Here is a 20,174-nt window from a genome sequence, read left to right on the forward strand (position 1 = left end):
CCATGCGACCCGCTGGCCGAAGCCATGGCCGCGGAAGCATCGGCCGCCGGAACGGGTTGGAACGCGCTTGCAGCGGAGCCGCCACCGGACGCACCAGCCGCCACAGCGCCGTGAGTCGAGCCGTGGATCACGGCTGCAGGCATCGCCGGAGCGATGGCGGCCGGCAACGCCGGGGTGGCTCCCGCGGCGAGAGCAGCGACAGCCGTGCCGCCGCCTTGCAGCGTGGCGAGGTAAGCGGTGGCGCCGGTCGCGCCGATCGTGAGCGGAAGCAGTACGAACGCGAGACGGTGCGACACGTTCTGTGCCTCTTCGGCGACGATCGTGCATCGCGCGCAGTCCGCGAGGTGTTCCTGCACCTTGGTGCGGTCGCGGTTGCTGATCGTGCCGCGGGCATAAGTGCCGAGGCGTTCAACGACCCACTGGCAGGGAGACCCGTCATCCAAGCTGGCCAGGTGCGCGGTGATCCACGCTTCTCGCAGCCCCTCGCGGGCGCGTGCGGCGAGCTGGGCGACGGCCATCGGCTTCATCCCCAGCAGCGGACCGACCGTGGCGGGCTTCATCTGCTCGATCTCGGTGTACCAGAGCACCTCCTGCCACCGCGTCGGCAGGCTCCGGAAGGCGCGATGCGTCAGTCCGCGATCGAGTGCCTCCTCGGCTGCCTGGTCGGTGGATTGCGGGTCCGCGACCGCGTCGAGGTCCTCGATCGGGGAGTCGTTCTTCGCGCGTCCCCAGCTCGCCGCGGCATTGCGGATGCTGGAGAAGAGGTAGGCACGGAAGGCTCCCGTGGGACCGCCGCCACGACGGATCGCCTGGAAGATGCGGGTGTATGCCTCCTGCACGAGGTCGTCGGCATCGATCTTCGTTGTGATCGAGCGAGCGACGTGCATTCCGGCGGTGTAGTGCCGCTGCCAGAGCTCCGCGTAGGCCTCCGTGTCGCCCTCGCGGGTGCGTTCGACCAGCGTCGTATCGGGTACGGCGTCAGGGGTCACGGAGTCTTCAGCGTGCACAGCGGCTTTCGTTCGGGGCGAAATCGGCCGGCTACCACACGGCCATTGGGATATTCTCCCGCGAAATCGCCGCCGCGTCCAGTCTGTGGGAGCGTTTCCGTAGCCTTCACGGCTGCCAAGCGCGCAATGCCCGAGCCCGCCGAGCGCGCAGCGCCTGAGCCCGCCGAGTTCCTGGTGGGCGAGAAGTCACCTTCGGCGATGGATGACGAGACCGTCGCCCACCCGAACAGAGCGAGGTTCCGGACCCTCACCAACGGGCGTCGAGCGCAGGCACAGCGGCAACTCGCGACACGGGGCGCGAGTGTGCATTTGGCACACCTTTATGACGCAAGATGACGGAGAAAAACCCTGGTCGGTTTGGTAGTCTGGCCTTCGCGGCATCGTCCCCAGCGGCCGCGGTTCGGCAGGGGGAGCCGAGGCCATTATTCGTCCCCAGCGAGAGCCCGTTCCCGCCGGACTGAGGGGCGGCACGTCAGTCTGACGGCCGCCCCTTTCTCGTTCCCAGCCGCAGGCCGGGGATGGAAGATCGAAAACGCCGCTCTGCGGTTCAGCAGAGCGGCGTTTTCGATCTCTCAGCGCGAGTTCAGACGCGAGTACCGTCCGCCCACACCGCGCGCACATGCAGATCGCGATCCAGCAGCACGGCATCGGCGGCGTAGCCCTGGCGCAGCCGGCCCAGGTCCTCACCGCGGCCGATGAGCTCGGCAGGGGTACGCGTCAGAGCGTCGATAGCCTGCTCGAGCGGAACGCCCGCCTGCACCACGTTGCGCAGCGCGGCATCCTGCGTCAGCGTCGATCCCGCGATGGATCCGCCCTCCACCAGCCGGGCGACACCGTTTCGCACCTCGACCGCCAGCGCGCCGAGGATGTAGTCGCCATCGCCGACGCCGGCCGCGGCCATCGCGTCGGTGACCAGCACGATGCGCCCTGGAGCCGAGGCGAACATCATGCGGATGAGGTCCAGATCGACATGCGTGCCATCGGCGATGATCTCCAGGCGCACACGCGGGTCGGACGCCGCAGCAACCACGGGGCCGGGCTTGCGATGGTGGATGCCCGGCATCGCGTTGAACGCGTGCGTGATCAGCGTGGCGCCGGCGTCGAACGCCTCACCGGCGATGTCGGCGTCCGCATCGGTGTGACCCACGGCCGCGATCGCACCCGAAGCGACCACCGTGCGAACGGCGTCCAAGCCGCCACTGAGCTCCGGAGCGAGCGTGACCTGCCGCACCGTGCCTTCGCCAGCGTCGAGGAGGTGCTGCACGAGGTCCGCCTCGGGGTCGCGCAGCAGCTCCGGATCATGCGCGCCCTTGTGACCCGGATCCAGGAACGGACCCTCCAGGTGCGAGCCCAGGATGTCGCGGTCGGTGCGGGTGAGATCGGCGATGAGCGCCACATTCGCGGCGAGCTGATCGATCGTTGCCGTCACCAGCGAGATCACGGCGCGCGTGGTTCCGTGGCTGCGGTGCACGGCGCGGGCGGCGCGGATGGCGTCGACGCCGTCATCGTAGGCGTGCCCCGCGCCACCGTGCCCGTGCACGTCGATGAATCCCGGCGTGAGGATCGCGCCCTCACCCGCCACCTCGACGGCGTCGATCACCACGTCGGCTTCGGCCGCGACATCCTGCCAGGGCGTCGTCTGCCCGGTGGCGAGGATCCCGTCGTCGTCGAGCAGGGCCCAGGCTCCGGGAAGTCGCTGGCCCGACTCGATGATGTCGACCGAGTGGATGAGAGTGCGCATGGATGCTCCTGTCAGGGACCGGGCGGTCACGCCTGCGGCCAGTCGATCTCGGGGCTGCGGTAGTAGCCGATCCCGTCAGCCTGCCACGCCGGCGCCTGCTGTGCGACGCGCTCACGCAGCGACGCCCACGTCCGCTCCGGCCCGCCGGCAGCGCTCCAGCCGATCTCAGCGAGACCGGGCAGACGGGGGTACGTCATGTAGTCGATGTCCGCCGACGTGCGGATGCTCTCGGTCCACAGCGGAGCCTCGACGCCGAGGATCTGCGACTCATCGATTCCCGGCACGACGGCCGCAGGATCCCACGCATAGGACTCCTGCACGCTCGTCGGCCCGTCGGCCCACGCGAGTCCGAGCTCGGTGGATGCGTCGTACTTCATGTCGAGGTACGCCGCGTCGGCGGGAGAGATGATGAGCGCGCCGCCACCCTCGACGAAGGTCCGGGCTGCATCGGCGACACCCTGTTGCGGCGTACGGAATCCCCAGTACTGACCGACGGTGCCCGCAGCCAGAGTTCCGGATCGACCCGCCTCGTGCCAGGCGATCGGAGTCTTGCCTGTAGCCGCGATGGCCGCGCTCGCGGTTCCCACGAACGTGGCGAAGTCGGCGGGGTCGGTGCCCAGACACTCGTCGCCACCAAGGTGCACCCACGGTCCGGGCGTCATCGCCGCCACCTGGGTGAACACGTCCGTGATGAACGCGTCGGTGGCGGGATCGCCCACCTTCACCGATGAGAAGCCCACGCCCCAGCCGAGGTAGGGTTCGCCGAAGACCGGGAGCGACTGATTGAGGCGCGCGGCGTCGGCCTCGAGGTGCTCGTTCATCACCGGCTGCTCGGTGAATTCCGGATACGCCACCGTGATGGCGTGGGTGTGACCCGGGGTGTCGATCTCCGGCACCACCGTCATGTGCCGGGCGGCCGCGTACGCAATGATCTCCGCGTAGTCGTCGGCCGTGTAGAAGCCGCCCTCATCGCCGAGCGCCGCGGTGCGACCGCCCAGATCGGTGAGCTTCGGCCAGCCGTCGAGCTCGATGCGCCAACCCTGATCATCGGTGAGGTGCAGGTGCAGCACGTTGATCTTGTACGCGCTGATCCCGTCGATGAAGCGGCAGACTTCCGCCACCGAGAAGAAGTGACGGGCGACATCCAGCATCACTCCGCGATAGGCGAAGCGCGGGCTGTCGGTGATGTCCGCTCCACGCACGAACCAACCGTCCGCGTCCTGGGCGATCAGCTGTCGCAGCGTCTGTGTTCCCCAGAACGCGCCGCGCGGGGTCGTCGCCTGGATTAGAACTACGTCGCCGGTGCGCAGCGAGTACGCCTCGTCGGCTGCACCGGGGCCGAGCGCGACGACGATGTCACCAGGCTCGGGGGAGACGCCGATGATCAGCTCCATGCCCAGTCCGGTGCGTTCGGCGACCGCGGCGGCCAGCAGGAAGGCTTCGCCGCGCGTCACCTCGCCCGTGACGATACGAGTGGCTTCGGTCAGGCGCACCGGAGGTGCAGCGGTGACGGAATTCGGAAAGGGAATCAGGGGGAGTGGAGCGACGCCGATCGACATGTAAGGAAACCTAACAAACACCGCACCTTGAATCCATGACGGCGTCGATAATTCCTCGGATTGCCCGTTTCGTCCTGTGCCGGGACGGCGACGAGCGCCTCCCCGATTCCGCTACACTCGCTGGTGTCGCGACTGGCGTAAAAGGTGGGTCACCACCGGGAAGCGATTCAGATTTTCGACCGCGCGCCTGGGTCGATTCGGAAACACGCAGAACACCCTCGTGGAGGCATCCGCCATGACCGATTCCTACTTCAACGCCCCGCTCGCCGAGGTCGATCCTGAGATCGCCGAGGTTCTCGAGCGCGAACTGACCCGTCAGCGCGACTACCTCGAGATGATCGCATCCGAGAACATCGTGCCGGTGTCGGTGCTGCAGTCGCAGGGCTCCGTGCTCACCAACAAGTACGCCGAGGGCTACCCGGGCAAGCGATACTACGGCGGTTGCGAGGAAGTCGACGTCGCCGAGGAGCTGGCGATCGAGCGGGCCAAGAGCCTGTTCGGCGCCGAGTTCGCCAACGTCCAGCCGCACTCCGGTGCCACCGCGAATGCTGCCGTGCTGCACGCCATCGCACGCCCCGGCGACACGATCCTGGGTCTGTCGCTTGACCAGGGCGGTCACCTCACGCACGGCATGAAGATCAACTTCTCGGGCCGCCTGTTCAACATCGTCGCGTACGGCGTCGACCCGGAGACCTCGCTCGTCGACATGGACGAGGTGCGTCGCCTGGCCGTTGAGCACCAGCCGAAGGTCATCATCGCGGGCTGGTCGGCTTACCCGCGTCAACTCGACTTCGCGAAGTTCCGCGAGATCGCCGATGAGGTCGGTGCCTACCTCTGGGTGGACATGGCGCACTTCGCCGGGCTCGTCGCCGCGGGCGTTCACCCGAACCCGGTGCCGCACGCACACGTGGTCTCCTCGACCGTGCACAAGACCATCGGCGGCCCCCGGTCGGGCTTCATCCTGACCAACGACGCCGACATCGCCAAGAAGATCAACTCGGCTGTGTTCCCGGGCCAGCAGGGCGGCCCGCTCATGCACGTGATCGCCGCGAAGGCCACCGCGTTCAAGCTCGCGGCCACCCCGGAGTTCAAGGACCGCCAGGAGCGCACCCTCCGCGGTGCGAAGCTCATCGCCGAGCGTCTGCTGCAGGACGACGTGAAGAACGCCGGCATCGCCGTTCGTTCGGGCGGCACCGACGTGCATCTGGTGCTGGTCGACCTGCGTGACGCCGAGATCGACGGCAAGCAGGCCGAAGACCTGCTGCACGAGATCCACATCACGGTGAACCGCAACGCCGTCCCGAACGACCCGCGTCCGCCGATGGTCACCTCGGGTCTGCGCATCGGAACGCCCGCCCTCGCCACCCGCGGCTTCGATGATGCCGACTTCGCCGAGGTCGCTGACGTCATCGCGCTCGCGCTGCTGCCGAACGCCGACACCGAGGCGCTCAAGGCTCGTGTGAAGGTGCTGGCCGACAAGTTCCCGCTCTACCCGGGGCTGGCCCAGTGACCGCTGTCGTCCTCGACGGCAAGGCCACCGCTGCGGCCATCAAGGACGAGCTGACCGAACGGGTCGCCGCGCTGAAGGCGCAGGGAATCACGCCCGGCATCGCCACCGTGCTGGTGGGCGCCGACCCCGCATCGCAGCTGTATGTGGGCATGAAGCACCGTCAGTCCGAGGCGATCGGCATGAACTCCATCCAGGTGGAGCTGCCGGCCGATGCCACGCAGGCCGACGTTGAAGAGGTCATCGACCGCCTCAACGCCGACCCGTCGTGCCACGGCTACATCGTCCAACTGCCGCTGCCGAAGCACATCGACACGGACGCGATTCTGGAGCGCATCGATCCGGCGAAGGATGCGGATGGCCTCCACCCGACCAACCTCGGCCGGCTCGTGCTCAACGTCAACGCTCCGATCGCGACGCCGCTGCCGTGCACGCCGCGCGCGGTGATCGAGCTGCTGCTGCGCAACGACTATGACCTCACTGGCAAGCACGTGGTGGTCGTGGGTCGCGGTGTCACGATCGGTCGCTCGATCGGGCTGCTGCTCACGCGCCGCGCGATCAACGCGACCGTCACGCTCACGCACACGGGCACCCAGGATCTGCCGTTCTTCCTGCGTCAGGCCGACGTGATCGTCGGCGCTGCGGGTGTGAAGCACCTGGTGAAGCCCGAGGACGTCAAGCCCGGCGCCGCCGTGCTCGACGTGGGTGTCACACGCGAAGTTGACCCGGAGACGGGCAAGAGCAAGGTCTACGGCGACATCGCCCCGGGTGTCGAGGATGTGGCGGGATTCCTCTCGCCGAATCCCGGCGGCGTGGGACCGATGACCGTGGCTCTGCTGATGACCAATGTGGTGGAAGCGGCCGAGCGCAGTCTCGCCTGATGCCACTCACCGGGGCGGGCTCTTCTTCGGAGGGGCCCGCCCCGGTGTCGCATGCGGGACCCGATCGATGAGGATTCGAGGACGATGAACGACAGAAGCGGTTTCCGCATCGGTGCGCTGGTGTGGCTGGCCGTCGCGAACTTCTCGATGGGTATCGACGGCTACGTGCTCGCCGGCCTGCTGCCGCAGATCGCGACCGATCTGAAGGTCGACGCGGCTGCCGCGGGCCAGCTGATGAGCGTGTTCGCGGTCACCAGTGCGATCAGCGGTCCGGTGCTCGGTGCGCTCACCGGGCGGTGGGAGCGCAAGTTCACGATCCTGCTGTCGCTCGGCGTCTTCGTCCTCGGCAATCTGCTGGTGGGCCTGGCCCCGACCTACTTCTGGGCGATGGCAGGACGCGTCGTCTCCGCTCTCGGCGGTGCGCTGCTGAGCGCGGCGGTCGGTTCGTACGTGGTCGCGGCTACGCCGGAGCAGTTCCGCGGACGCGCCCTGTCGTGGGTGATGGGCGGGTTCCTGTTCGCCACGGCGCTCGGCGTTCCGGTGGGACTCGTGATCGGCCAGGCGGACTGGCGCATCCCGATCTTCCTGGTGGTGGGTGTCGGAGTGGTCGCGATGATCGGCATCTTCCGCGGCGTCACGCCCCTGCACCTGCCGGCGACGACCGTGCGCGAGGCGCTGAGTCCGCTCACACAGCCGCGGATCCTGCTGGCCCTCGTCGTCCCCGCCGGACTCATGTGCGCGAGCTACCTGTGCTTCACATACGCCACCCTGATTCTCGGGCCGCGCATCGGTGAGGGGTATCCGATGATCGCCGCGCTGTTCGGCTACGGCGTCGTGAGCCTGGTCGGCAACCTCGTCTCGGGTCGTGTGATCGATCGTCGCGGACCCGTGGCGGTGCTGACGGTGATCCTCGCCGCGGTCGTGACTGCGGCCGTCCTCGGCTGGCTGGGGCTGATGCTTCCGGGAATCCTCGGGGCTGTCGCGGGTGTGGCGTGGTTCCTGGTTTGCGCGTTCTTCAACGGCGGCTCCGGGGTCGCCGGTCAGGCACGCCTCGCGAGTATGGTCTCGCCGACGGTGGCCGCCCTCGTGCTCGCGGTGAACACCAGTGCCATGATGCTCGGCAGCGGACTGGGCAGCGCCCTCGGCGGCGTCGCGTTGGTGGCGGGATCGAGTGCGGATCAGCTGCTGCTCATCTCCGGCGGCATTCTTGCGGTGACGCTGCTCGTGCACCTGCTCACGCTGTCGTGGATGCGCCGCGGCGCGACCGCCGCAACACCGGCCTCCGGTTAGCGACGGCGTGCAAGCGGCGCGACCGGGGCGTATTCGTTGTGATCACAGTGGGTGGCGCTTCCGCGCGGCGCGATTAAGCTACGAACGGGGAGTCGAGGAACCGTCCAAGACGGCGGATCCCGGTCGGGGAGACCGGTCGATTTGACGCAGTGTCGGTTCAACGTCGGATCCAGGGGACGTCGGTGTACCCGAAAACACCGAACGTGATTCGCGAGGGGAGATGATGCGAAGTGTCGGATGAACTACAGACCGACCGTGACCTGATTCAGGCGGCGCGGCAGGGGGATCAGTCGGCGTGCGCTGAACTGTGGGAACGGCACCGTCGGCCCGGATATGTCGCCGCTCGGAGCCAGACGTCGGTGCTGGACCCGGAGGACGTGGTCTCCGAGGCCTTCGTGCGTGTCTTCCGCATGCTGGCGGAGGGTGGGGGACCGGATCGCTCGTTCCGGCCGTATCTGTACCAGGTGATTCGCACCGTGATTCGCGACGAGCTCCGGCCATCCGAAACCGAACTCGACGAGTCGACCGCCGATGTCGCGGTCGACGCGTTCGACGTCGAATCGGCGTTCGATCGGGATATGGCCCGCCGTGCCTTCGAGCAGGTGCCAGAGAAGTACCGACCTGTGCTGTGGCAGGTGGAGATTGAAGGGCGCTCGCCCCGCGACGCGGCGAAGCTGCTGGGGATGACCCCCAATCATGTGTCCGCCCTCCGTGTGCGCGGCCGCCGAGCCCTGCGTCGCGCATGGATCGAAGTGCAGGTTTCGTCGATTCGCAGCACTGACGCGTGCGACGAGTTCGCCATTCTGCTGGTCCGCGAGGCGACAGAGCCGATTGCCGCGTCGCAGGCTGCTCGCCTGCAGGCGCATCTGCACAGCTGTCGCTCATGCCGCAAGGCGAGCGACGAAGCACACTCGCTTGCAGACATGATCGGTGGTCGCGTGCTGCCGCTGATCATCGCGTGTGGCGCTGGTGTGGGGGCTGCGATGCCGTGGGGCGAGACAGCTGCCGCTGCGGCGACGGTCGCCGGCGCAGGCACGACCGCTCTCGCATCTACGGCCTCGGCCCCCGCAGCCTTGGCGTCGGGCGTGAAGGCCGTTGGTGTCGCAACCTTCGCGCCGAAGGCGATCGCGGCTGTCGTTGCGAGCGTCGTCGTCGTCGGCGGTGGTGCGGGTGTGTGGAATGTGGTGACGTCGAATCAGGGGAGCGGTGACGATGTGGTCGCTGCAGCGGTTGTGCTCGTGGAGCCCGCTGCCCCCGTGTCGCCCACCGCTGCGATTCCTGCGCCTGTGCCAGAGGTGGTGCCGACGCCGGTCGCGACAGAGGAGCCGGTGATCGAGGAGATCTCAGACCCGATCCAGCCCGAGCCCAGCTCGCCGCCCCCGGTGGTCGAGCCGGAACCCGCCCCACCGGTGCCGACGCCAGTGCCCACACCGACCACCGAACCTGTGCGCATGACGGCGCCGGAGGTCACCGGTGCCTGCGCCGCACGCATCAGCGACACCGAGTTCAGCATCCAGGGCGCAGCCAGCGGCGCCGGCACAGTGCAGGTTGCTCCCACGCAGGGCGACACATCGAGCTTCGTCTCGGCCGCGGTGGACGATAGCGACCCGTATCGCTGGGCAACCGATCCCGTGACCCTCACCGCCACCGGCGTCTCGTTCCGCGGAGTCGCGCCTGACGGCACGGTGGGGTCGTGGGTGTCGGTGAGTGTGCAGGTGTGCTGACCCGCGTCCTAGGGGAAGAGCGCCTGGCCGACGAACTCGCCCTCGCGGCAGCCCGTGGGTATCGCGAAGACGGCGGATCCGATGTGAGTGGTCCACTCGTTCAACAGGTCGAGCTCGTCGATCCGCGACTGGAGCGGGAGGAACTGGGCCGTCACGTCGCGTTGGAATGACGTGAACACGAGGCCGGAATCGGAGATCTGCTCGGAGCCGTTCTCGGCAGCGATGTCGTAGTTGTAGCTGCGCCGGTAGATGCGTTCGTTCGAGTTGGTGGAGCGCGCCCGTCGCACGTGAGCGTAGGTGCCGATGGTGGGGAAGCCGAGGGAGTCCTTCGCCCCCAGATCCGGCTCGTCGTGCTCGGAGGCTCCGGTCAGGGGTGCGCCGGTGTCCAGGCGCCGACCGATCGCCTGTTCTCGACCGGTGCGATCGACGCGGTCCCAGCGGTCCAGGTGCATCGTGATCCGTCGCACGACGAGGCTTGTGCCACCATCCAGCCAGGGCGGGGTCTCGGCGCCGGTGTTCCAGACCACGCTGGCGAAGTCCGCCGAACCAAGCGCCGGATTGGCGGTGCCGTCGAGCTGGCCCATGAGGTTTCGCTGCGTGGTGCTCCCCGGCTCGGTGCCGTAGGCGCGACGAAAGCCCTGCTGGGTCCACCGCACGGTGGCGAACTCGCGAGCCACCTTCAGCAGCTGTCGTTGCGCGTAGGTCACGGTGACGGGGTCATCGGCGGCGATCTGAAGCAGGAGATCGCCGCCGTTCCACTCTTCGCGCAGTCGGTCGTGGGTGAACGGGGGCAACTCGCTCAGCCACGACGGCGCGGCGTCGGGCTTGACGATCTCGACCAGTCGTCGTCCGAAGCCGAACGTCACCGTGAGCCGCGCCGGGAGCAACCCGAGTTCAGGGGAGGCATCGGTGGAAGGCGAGTTGCCCTGCGTGAGCCGCGCGGCGATCTGGGTGAGCGAGGAGAGCATGCGGCGCAGCTCAGCGGGGCTTGCCGCCGAATCCCGGATCGTCAGGGCGACCAGCGCCTGCTGTGCCTGTGGTTCGGTCTCCACGCCGGCCTGATGCTCACCGTAGAACGGCAGCGTCTGTGTGCCACGCAGCCGCTCTGCTTCGCGGAGCGCCGCCGCGTGCGCGTCCGAGCGGATGGCAGCCTCATGCCCGGCCAGCGAACGCTCGCCGACCAGCGCGGCGGCAGCCCCGAGGGACGCGGCGGCACCACCGGTGAGCAGTCCCCGTCGAGTGAATCGGAACCCCTGCTTGTCCGTCACGACGCCTCGCCGGTTTCGGTGTTGCTGCTGGTGCTGGAGCGTCGACGACGCCACAGCGTGATGCCGAGCAGCCCCAGCACCCCGCCCCCGGCGGCCCAGAGGGCAGGGCGGGCGTCGAGGCCCGGCTCGGGCACCGCCTGTGCGGCGATGCTCGGTGCGGTTCGGTCGTTCACCCTCGGCGACGCGCTCGGAACATCTGCGGGGACCGGCTCGTACTCGATGGCGGGGGTGTCTGAGCCTGCCGTATAGGTCACGGTGAAGCGCGCCTCCATCGGCTGACCGTCGGCAGCGACCACGTGCCAACGCACGTCATACGTCCCGTCCGAGGCCTCATCGGCAAACCGTAGCGACACGCTCCGACCCTGCGTCTCGGGATCTTCGACGCGGACGGCATCGCCGACCTCGTTCACGATCAGCACGGCGGCATTCACCTGCAGGAGATCCACCGTGAAGCCGAGCGTGAGTCCATCGCGGTCAATCGCATCGATGCGCCATTCGCTGGCCGCGTAGCCCGCATGCGGGGGCCGCTCACGCAGCGGTGCGTAGGCGTCCGGCGGTGTCGTCGCAGACATGGTCGGGGCCGGGGAGCCAGCCGGATCCGCTGCTTCGGCGGGCGTAGCCGCGATGCCGCAGAGCAGGGTGCTGATCACCACAGCGATCGAGAATCGTGCCGCGCTCACGGTGCCGGGGGTGTGTAGTCGATGGGGAACAACACCGCGTTGTTGTCGGCGTCCGCCTCGACATACTGCTGCTTCGGGTCGACCGTGATGCGGATCCAGTACTTGCCGGCCGGGAGGTCGGTGACGTCGACCCACTGGTCGAAGAGGCGCGGTCCGTAGTAGTCGGCCCAGCCGCCGTTGATGCCCTGTTCCGCCAGCCCGCAATCAGCTGGCGGGAGCTCCAGGAAGACGTCTCCCTCGGCGACGTCGCGCACCTCGTACTGCTGCACGTCCGTGAGACAGAAGCTGATCTTCGCGTTCTCGGCCAGTACCGTGCTCTGATCTTCGGAAAGCAACTCGAAGTTGACGTAGTCGTTGACGTGGAAGCGCTGTCGAACCTCGTGGTAGATGAACTCGCCCGCGTCGTGGATGTACACGTGGTCGTCGCCGTAGACGAACTGCTGCGCCGGCTGCGCCTCGCCGTCGGCCACAGAGTGGGTGTCGAGGGCGACGATGTGCAGCAGCCCTCCGATGTTGGCGGTGGAGGTGGCAAAACGCAGCAGGGTGCGCCCGGGAATCTCCTCCGTGTCGATGAACGTGGTGGTGGGCGGCGGGAAGTCCTCGCCGCCCGCGGCCGTCAGGATCGGCGTGAGGTCCGGTGGCTGAATGTCGGCGCAGTCTTTCAGCGACTCGCACACGGTGTAGACCTTCGCCGCCAGGTTTGCCGTTGTGCCCAGGGCAACGGTGTACTCCTGGCTGAGCCCGCTCGTCGCGGGGAAGGTAGTGGCCCCGGGACCCTCGAGCACCGGGGTGATTCGCAGTCTCACGCTCGCCTCGCCGGGGGTGATGTACTCGATCTCGTCGAAACGAAAGATCCCGTGTTCGTCCGTCTTCGTGTCGAGAAGCGCGAGAGGTCCCGTGGAGTACAGGCGCACCATCGCGCCCGATGCGGCCGACTCACCGGCGTCGAAGGTGCCGTTGCCGTTGGCGTCTCGAAACACGAAACCGGCGACGCCGCCAGCCGGCGGCGCTGCAACGGCGGGCGCGGATTTCGCCGACCACAGCCAGACGGCTCCGACCCCGCCGGCGAGGAGCACGACGAGCGCCGCGGCGGCGATGACGATCGCGCGGCGCGATCGGTGCCTGCCGTCGGGATTGGGCAGGTCATTGGTCGTTGCTCTCACGAAGCCAGATCGTAGCAGCGGGTTCCTCCGGTCCTGCGTTGCAGCGACCATGCTCCCCCCTCAGCGCTCGTCCTCTTCCGCCACTGGGGTCAAATGTGAGTGCTCATTGGGGTCAAAACGCAAGCCTTTCGACAAACGGCGTCATGAAAATCCCGGTTCGACCTCTTGTCCTATGAGTGTGCAGTCACCACGACCGCCACCACCGGAGGAGAGCTCGCGGCCCCAAAGCCGCCGAGCTACGTCAAGATGTCGAATTCGCGAGGATGCAGTGAACATGAGTAGGACACGGGAGCCCAGCCCACGTCGAAGCGTGCGCCAGCGTTCCGCACGCGTGCATTTCGCCCCCACATTCCGCCGCGTGTGCTTCGCCACCGCGGGAGCATTCGCCATCGCGCTCGGTGCGCTGGCGCCGGCGGGCATCGGTCTGACGCCGGCGACTCCGGCCTTCGCTGACGTGACCGTCAGCGGCGTCGTGAACAGCTACCAGAAGGTGTCGGCGGTCTCCGGCAACACTGTCACCGTCACGGGTGCGGTGACCGGTGCAGCGACGCCGTTCGCGGTCGGCGACAAGGTCATGCTGATCCAGATGACGGGCGTTGCGCCGGTGCAGTCGGGCTCGAACATGGGCAACTACGACAACGCGACGATCACCGCGATCAGCGGCGGGACCATCACGCTTTCGGCGATCACTCGCACCTACTCGCCGGGAACGGAGGCGGTGCAGCTCGTACGTGCGATTCATGATGCGGGCACGGTCACCGTGAGTGCTGCCGTCACGGCGAAGGCCTGGGACGGCTCGACGGGTGGTGTGGTCGCGCTGTCGGGCGGCATCCTGCAGCTCGACGCCAACATCGACGCCTCGGCGAAGGGATTCAACAACGTCAACACACCGACAGGCACTGTCGTGCCGTGTATCGCTCCGGCAACGGGGCAAGGGCAGACGACCGGTCGTGGTGGAGCAGCTCCCTCGATCTACGGCGGGCTCGGCGGTGGCGGCATCGATGGTGGTGGCGGCACGGCGAAGACCTTCCCGGCCGGTCGCACCGAAACTTTCGGCGGTGGCGTCGGTTGCGCGAGCCCCGGAGTGGCGGGCACCAACGGAGGTAACGCGACGGGTCCGTTCGTCTCAGGCGGCCTGAGCTACTACGGCGGAGCCAAGGGCGGCGCGAGCGGTGGTGGCGGCGTGACTGGTGGCGGTGGTGCCGGCGGTGCACTGTACGTCCTGCCCCCCATCGGAAACGGTGGCGGCGGTGGTGGTGGCGGCGTCAACGGTGGCGGCGGCGGTGCGTGGTACCAGGCCTTCGCCGGAACAGTCGGCGAGCACTTCTCCCGTGGCGGTGGTGGCACGATGGGTGTCGGCAATGGTGGTGACGGAATCATCGGCGGTACCGGAAAGAACCAGTCCGGCAGCCCAGGTCAAGACGGCAGCGCCGGCGGTGGCGGTGGATCGTATGGCGGCGGCGGCGGTGCCGCGAACAACAACTCCGGCGGCGACGACTCCGCTGGTGGCGGCGGTGGCGGCAGCTGGACCGGCGGCGGAGCCGGAGGTTTCAGCGGTGGCGGGACGTGGAACGGCAACCCTCCGGTCAGCAGTCCTATCGCGGCTCTGGCCGGTGGTAACGGAAATGCTGCCGTCGGCGCACCCCTGCCCGATGATCGGCACTATTTGAACTTGACGAATCCCCGCCTGATGATGGGCGGTGCGGGTGGCCGTGGCAGTGCTGACTCCGGGTACATCCCGGGCGGCGTCGGTGGCGGAATCGTGTACGCAGATTTCCAGACCATCGCGGGTGCGGGCGACGTCGTCTCTAATGGTGGCGTCGGCGCCTCGCCGGCAACCTACGGCGGAGGCGCGCACTCTGGTGCCGGCGGTGGCGGTGGCGGTCAGATGCGCATTCGAGCGCAATCAATCGCGACCACCGGAGCGTTCACGCTCTCGGCTGAGGGCGGTCTCGGTGGGGTGGCGACCCGCAACACCGCTGGCCAGAGCGGATGTTCTGTCGCTCGAAATGACTGCCACGCTGGTGTCTCTGGAGCGGGTGGTGGTGCCGGCGGCATCTGGGTGGAACTCGTCGGAGCGGTGGCAAGTTGCCCGGCAGATCCGACCCTTTACAACATCGCGTTCGAACTCGACGGCGGATCCGCGGGTGGCGCCATTGCCAACCCGAAGAACAATATGAATGCGGGTACCGGCGGCGACGGCGGCACGGGCCTCGGCTGCATCAGCTCGCCCCCGCAGCAACTGACGTTCGAGAAGACCTCGGACCCGGCGCCCGGCACCGTGGTGAAGCCCGGTGACGAGATCACCTACACGGTGACCGTGAAGAACATCACGAACGCGACCGTCACCGACGGTCTGCTCACCGACGACATGAGCGCCGTGCTCGACAAGGCGACGCTCGTAACGCCACCCACGCTGACCTGCACGCCCGCAGCGAACCAGTGCGGTGCGGTGTCCTACACGGCGCCGGCGACTCAGTTCACCTGGACCAGTTCGGCAAGCGCACAGATGCAGGGCATGACCACGGCGACGATCACGTACAAGGTCAAGCTGAATGAGGACGACCCGGCGACGCCGGACGTCAACGAGGCGGCCGTCGGCACCGTCGGCAACGTGCTGGTGGAGCCGGGTATCCATGTCGACCACCCGATCCTGATCACAGGCAAGGACTCCGACCCGGTGACGGGAACGCAGGTGGACCCCGGTGACACCGTCACCTACACGATCTGGTTCGAGAACACCGGAAGCGTTCCTGCCACGGCGCAGACTTTCACCGACGACCTGTCGGCAGTGCTCGACAAGGCGAAACTCGTCCCCGACAACACCACACCGACGCTGACGGTGACCTCGCTCCTGCGTGGCACCCCGGACGTCCCGGGTGGTGCCATCGGCACGGCGACCTTCGACGGCACCGCGGGTGCTGAGAAGATCACGTGGACCGGCGACATCCCGGCACACACCCGAGTTTCGGTGACCTACGCGGTCGTCGTGAACGTGGATGACCCGGCCACGCCTAACGTGGACGAGGGAGCCTTCGGCGAACTGCAGAACGTGTTCCTCGATCACGGCACGGAGCACCCGGTCTCGGCGACTCTTGTGTGGAACAAGGTCGATGCGGAGACGGCGGCCCTGCTGGCCGGATCGATCTGGAAGCTGACTCCGGTGGATGCGAACGGTGCCGTCGATCCCACTCGCGCCATCATCGACCCGATCGAGGACTGCGTCGCGGCTGCGGCCACCGACTGCCTGGGCCCGGACAAGGAGCCCGCTGCCGGAAAGTTCCGTCTGCCGGGACTCGTGCCCGGTGAGTATGAACTCGAAGAACTCCAGGCACCCACGGGGTATGACCTTCTGGCCGACCCGATCGCCGTCACCGTTCGTGACGACGCGAGCGTCACGGTTCTCGAGGACATCGAGAACGAGGCCCAGCCCGCGCCGGTCTCCCTGCTCTGGCAGAAGGTCGATGCATCGGGTGTCGCGCTGATCGGTTCCGAGTGGAAGCTGACCCCCGTGCTGGCCGACGGCTCGCCGGACCCCAGCCGAGCGGCCATCGCGCTCATCGATGACTGCCACCCCGACAACGCGACGTGCAACGGCATCGATAAGAACGTCGCCGGCGGCGGCTTCCGGGTGAACGATCTGCTGCCGGGGTTGTACGACCTCGAGGAGACCAAGGCTCCCGCCGGCTTCGAGAAGCTCGCCGCCCCCATCCGCATCGCGGTGGAGGACAACGGCACGCTCACCGAGATCGCAGACATCGTGAACGAGCAGCAGGGTGTTCCCAGTCTGCCTCTCACGGGTGGTCTGGGCAGCGACTCCTTCTGGATCCTCGGCGGAGGGCTCGGCCTGTTCACGGTCGTCCTCCTGGCCTGGTTCGAGATCCGCTCGAGGAGGTCGCGCGCCACGCTACGCCTCTGATGTCCACCGATGTGAACTTCCAACCCAAGAACCCGTTTCCCGAAAGGAACACCATGAGTGAGATCCACTCCACCCGAATGAAGAAGGTCCTCGCCGGCGGCGCGGCCCTTGCGCTGGGCCTCATGGGCGCAGTGACCCTGTCCGCGCCCGCCTCTGCAGCGAATGGCAACATCGATCCGTCCGAAACCGGCTCGATCACCATCCACAAGCACGAGAGCCCGAACAGCGGCACCTCGAACAACCCCGGCGACGGCGCCATCGTCCCCGAGGGCGACCCCATTGAGGGTGTCGAGTTCGACGTGTGTCTCATCCAGGGCGGCGACTTCAACAACGTGCTGTCGACCAACAACACGTTCTGGGATGCCGTGAAGGCCCTCGACCCGACGGCGGCCCTCCCGGCCGGTGTCACGCTCGACTGCAGCTACGGCCCGGTAACCACGGACGCCAACGGCGTCGCGGTGACCACCACTGCACTCCCGCTGGGTGCCTACCTTGTGACCGAGACCGATGGTCCGGACAACATCCTCACGCCGGCACAGCCGTTCGTGGTGACCATCCCGTCGCCCGAGGACCACACGAACCTCAACGGTGGCTGGGTCTACGACGTGCACGTATACCCGAAGAACTCCGTCGTCGAGGGCCCGAAGAAGGACATCGTCGACCAGGAGGGCAATGGCGTCGTGCTCGGCGAGCCGATCACGTACAACGTGACGACGAAGCTGCCGGCCTTGGAGGACCCGATCAACAAGTTCGTCATCCGTGACCTCCTGGATGACAAGCTCGACCCGAACACCGACCCGACCACTCTTTCGGTCGCGCCGTTCGGTGGCACGGCATTCACGCCGGGCACCGATTATGACGCCGTGTGGGTCGGTCGTCAACTGACAGTGACCTTCACCGCTGCTGGTCTCGTCAAGCTCAACGCGCTTCCGTCTGGAACCAACATCGTGCTGACGTTCGTGGCCGCGGCCAACGCGATCGGCGAGATCGACAACCAGGCTTTCGTGAACATCAACGACCTGGAGCTCGGCACTGAGCCCAACACCCCGGGCGAAGGCTCGCCGACGAACGTCGTGACCACTCGCTGGGGCGGCGCGCAGTTCGTGAAGGTCGACCAGGGCACGCCTACCACCACGCTGGGTGGCGCGCAGTTCGAGATCTACATGTCCATGAGCGAGAGCGGCTGCCTGGCCACGCCGCTGGCGAACCTGCAGAAGGCGACCAAGGCTGACGGCACCCCGTACACCGTGACCTCGCTGCCTGACGGCACCGTAACGATCCCCGGCCTCTGGGTCGGCGACACCGAGCTCGAGATCGACGCCGAAGGCAACATCACCGACGTGAACGAGCCCAACCACGACTTCGACCAGCGCTGCTACGTGCTGGTGGAGACCGTGGCGCCGGCCGGCTACATCCTGCCGGCTGACCCCAACAACCGCACCGAGTTCATCGTGACCACGGGTCAGGTTGCGCAGCTCGGCGGCCTCGCTACCATCACCAACAAGCAGCAGGGCGTTCCCTCGCTGCCGCTGACCGGTGGTTCGGGGCAGATGCTGATGATCGCCGGTGGTGGCGTTGTGCTCGCGATCGCGATCACCGCAGCCGTCATCGCGCGTCGTCGCAAGGACGTCACCGCTTCCTAAGCGACGTCATCGGCTGGGCTCGCGTGAACGACATGTTCTCGCGAGCCCAGCCTCCGTATTCTTCCCCGATATCCCCATCCAGAAAGACCGAAGGGCCTCAGCTGTGAAGAGCTCCCCTCTGAAACGCTCGGCGCCGTCCCGACGCGGAGCGGTCGTGATGACCCTCGTCATCTGCTTGCTCGGCATGGCGGGCCTGGGCATCGTGCTGTATCCCTTCGCGGCCCAATGGGCCAGCTCGTACAATCAGTCGCTCATCACCGGCGACTATAATCTCGAGGTCGTGGCGGGGAACCCGTCCGCCGACGACCAGCTCGCTCTCGCCGAGGCATACAACTCCCGACTGTCCGCGGGAGCGGAACTCGTCCCGCTCGCCAATGTCGCATCCGGCACGGGCACCTCCACCGAGGTCCAGGACACCTACTGGGAACAACTCACGACCTTCAGTGGCACCATGTCGCGGTTGCAGATCCCGAAGATCGACGTTGATCTACCGATTTATCACGGCACCTCAGACGCTGTACTCCTCGAAGGCGCCGGCCACCTGCAGGGGACGTCGCTGCCGGTCGGTGGCGTCTCGACGCACTCGGTGCTCACCGGTCATCGCGGCTTGGCGGGTGCGAAGATGTTCACCGACCTCGACCAGCTCGCCGAAGGTGATACCTTCACCCTCACCACGTTCGGCCGGGTGATGACCTATCAGGTCACGCAGACACAGGTCGTCGATCCCGACGACACGGCGAGCCTGCGCCAGCAGGAGGGCAAGGACCTCGTCACCCTGATCACTTGTACGCCGCTCGGCATCAACACCCAGCGCATCCTTGTCACCGCCGAGCGGGTCACCCCGACCCTGCCGGAGTCTGAAGAAATCGCCATGGCAACGGGGCACGCCGAATTCCCGTGGTGGCTTGTGGCCGGCCTCATCGGCTGCGGCGTTATCGTCTGGTACGCGGTGGCTCGAATTCGCGCGCTCACACGCAAGCCTGCTGTCGAGTCCGCGAGCGGCACCGCACCTGCCCACAATTCGGACAGCCGTCGCGCCCGACGGCTTGCCGCACAGCGACAGGGGGCGAGGCCGCACCGAAAAGCACGCGGGGACCGCTCAGCCGCGAGGGATGGGACCGGTGGGACAGGATGAGCACGATGCAGGGAGATGACCGAGACACCGTGTCTCGCGCGATCGACCGCGATGCGACGCCCGCAGCGCCCATATCGCGGCGGCGGACGCGGAAGAAACGCGGACGCACGTTCACCGTGATCTCCGCGGTATGTAGCGTGCTCGGTGTCGGCATGATCATCGCGGCCTTCGCCCTCCCCGATGTCACCGAAAAGGTCACCGGTGCCGTGACGGTGGCGGTCACCGGGACGTACGAGAACATCCGCAGCCAGGTCGCAGTCATCACCGGGCAGCCTGAATCAGCGACCCTGCCGAGCGTAGAACTCGGTCCGGTCGGCACGGGGGAGGCGGCGCTGGACGGTGCCGGCTGGCGGCAGTTCATCGAGCTCACCGACTATCGCGTTGTCGACATCCCACCGGTGTTTGCCGCCCACAACAATCGTGGCGGCGACATTCTGCTCAACTGGGAGATCGGGCAGCGGGTGTACGTGAGCGATGACGATGGTGGCCGTGGCGGTACCTACGAGGTGGCCGGCGACAGATTCACCCCGAAGTGGGGGCCCGTCACGCAGCTTGCCGGGATGACCGGTGACCTCATTCTGCAATCCTGTTTCTACGGTGAGGACCGGATGCGCTTCGTCTCCTTGATCCGGGTGGAGTGAACGCCCGCGGGCTGCC

Annotated in this window: 14 protein-coding genes and 1 riboswitch; of the genes, 8 read left to right on the forward strand and 6 right to left on the reverse strand. The window is 67.4% G+C overall.

Features of this window, described 5'->3' with window-relative positions; all coding sequences use genetic code 11:
* From ACI3KU_RS02860 to ACI3KU_RS02870, 3 genes are all read right to left on the reverse strand, one after another.
* Positions 1 to 989: sigma-70 family RNA polymerase sigma factor (locus ACI3KU_RS02860; RefSeq protein ID WP_404920779.1), on the reverse strand; the 989-nt coding region annotated here is incomplete at its 3' end.
* A 601-nt stretch (positions 990 to 1,590) separates the two neighbouring features.
* Positions 1,591 to 2,748 carry an N-acetylglucosamine-6-phosphate deacetylase gene (gene nagA / locus ACI3KU_RS02865; protein WP_404920780.1) on the reverse strand — a complete coding sequence of 386 codons (1,158 nt, stop codon included), beginning with the start codon at positions 2,746 to 2,748 and terminating at the stop codon, positions 1,591 to 1,593.
* Between the two features lie 26 nt (positions 2,749 to 2,774).
* Entirely contained in the window at positions 2,775 to 4,307 is a 1,533-nt protein-coding gene (locus ACI3KU_RS02870; protein WP_404920781.1) for a family 20 glycosylhydrolase, read from the reverse strand.
* 118 nt (positions 4,308 to 4,425) lie between these two features.
* A riboswitch (ZMP/ZTP riboswitch) is annotated at positions 4,426 to 4,507 on the forward strand.
* A gap of 35 nt (positions 4,508 to 4,542) precedes the next feature.
* Between ACI3KU_RS02870 and glyA the strand changes: the two genes are divergently transcribed.
* From glyA to ACI3KU_RS02890, 4 genes are all read left to right on the forward strand, one after another.
* Positions 4,543 to 5,817, forward strand: coding sequence for a serine hydroxymethyltransferase (gene glyA / locus ACI3KU_RS02875; RefSeq protein WP_404920782.1), 1,275 nt, complete (start codon positions 4,543 to 4,545; stop codon positions 5,815 to 5,817).
* Positions 5,814 to 6,695, forward strand: coding sequence for a bifunctional methylenetetrahydrofolate dehydrogenase/methenyltetrahydrofolate cyclohydrolase (locus ACI3KU_RS02880; protein ID WP_404920783.1), 882 nt, complete (start codon positions 5,814 to 5,816; stop codon positions 6,693 to 6,695). The genes glyA and ACI3KU_RS02880 overlap by 4 nt, the downstream gene beginning before the upstream one ends.
* An 84-nt stretch (positions 6,696 to 6,779) precedes the next feature.
* A complete protein-coding gene (locus tag ACI3KU_RS02885) occupies positions 6,780 to 7,985 on the forward strand; it encodes an MFS transporter (protein ID WP_404920784.1) in 1,206 nt (401 codons plus the stop codon).
* A gap of 230 nt (positions 7,986 to 8,215) precedes the next feature.
* The gene (locus ACI3KU_RS02890; protein WP_404920785.1) at positions 8,216 to 9,709 is read left to right on the forward strand and encodes an RNA polymerase sigma factor; all 1,494 of its coding nucleotides are present in this window, start codon (positions 8,216 to 8,218) and stop codon (positions 9,707 to 9,709) included.
* Positions 9,710 to 9,717: 8 nt separating this feature from the next.
* Here ACI3KU_RS02890 and ACI3KU_RS02895 read toward each other — a convergent pair whose 3' ends face one another.
* Genes ACI3KU_RS02895 through ACI3KU_RS02905 form a run of 3 tightly spaced genes read right to left on the reverse strand, consistent with a single transcriptional unit; the run spans position 9,718 to position 12,820 of the window.
* Positions 9,718 to 10,977, reverse strand: coding sequence for a Dyp-type peroxidase (locus tag ACI3KU_RS02895; RefSeq protein ID WP_404920786.1), 1,260 nt, complete (start codon positions 10,975 to 10,977; stop codon positions 9,718 to 9,720).
* Positions 10,974 to 11,657: a copper resistance protein CopC gene (locus ACI3KU_RS02900; RefSeq protein ID WP_404920787.1), complete on the reverse strand. Its 684-nt coding sequence runs from the start codon at positions 11,655 to 11,657 to the stop codon at positions 10,974 to 10,976. The genes ACI3KU_RS02895 and ACI3KU_RS02900 overlap by 4 nt, the downstream gene beginning before the upstream one ends.
* Positions 11,654 to 12,820 (reverse strand): lysyl oxidase family protein, encoded by a 1,167-nt coding sequence (locus tag ACI3KU_RS02905; RefSeq protein WP_404920788.1) that lies wholly within the window; start codon positions 12,818 to 12,820, stop codon positions 11,654 to 11,656. Before ACI3KU_RS02905 ends, ACI3KU_RS02900 begins: the two co-directional genes overlap by 4 nt.
* Positions 12,821 to 13,094: 274 nt before the next feature.
* Between ACI3KU_RS02905 and ACI3KU_RS02910 the strand changes: the two genes are divergently transcribed.
* The 4 genes from ACI3KU_RS02910 to ACI3KU_RS02925 all read left to right on the forward strand — a co-directional run bounded on the left by ACI3KU_RS02910 (position 13,095) and on the right by ACI3KU_RS02925 (position 20,158).
* Positions 13,095 to 16,739 (forward strand): SpaA isopeptide-forming pilin-related protein, encoded by a 3,645-nt coding sequence (locus ACI3KU_RS02910; RefSeq protein ID WP_404920789.1) that lies wholly within the window; start codon positions 13,095 to 13,097, stop codon positions 16,737 to 16,739.
* A 53-nt stretch (positions 16,740 to 16,792) separates the two neighbouring features.
* On the forward strand, positions 16,793 to 18,382 hold the full coding sequence (locus ACI3KU_RS02915; protein WP_404920790.1) for a SpaH/EbpB family LPXTG-anchored major pilin: 1,590 nt from the start codon (positions 16,793 to 16,795) through the stop codon (positions 18,380 to 18,382).
* 157 nt (positions 18,383 to 18,539) lie between these two features.
* A complete protein-coding gene (locus tag ACI3KU_RS02920; protein WP_404920898.1) occupies positions 18,540 to 19,517 on the forward strand; it encodes a class C sortase in 978 nt (325 codons plus the stop codon).
* 5 nt (positions 19,518 to 19,522) lie between these two features.
* Positions 19,523 to 20,158 (forward strand): hypothetical protein, encoded by a 636-nt coding sequence (locus ACI3KU_RS02925; RefSeq protein WP_404920791.1) that lies wholly within the window; start codon positions 19,523 to 19,525, stop codon positions 20,156 to 20,158.
* The last annotated feature ends 16 nt before the right edge of the window (positions 20,159 to 20,174 follow it).

The organism is Microbacterium sp. ZW T5_56, from assembly GCF_044987425.1.
GTDB lineage: Bacteria > Actinomycetota > Actinomycetes > Actinomycetales > Microbacteriaceae > Microbacterium.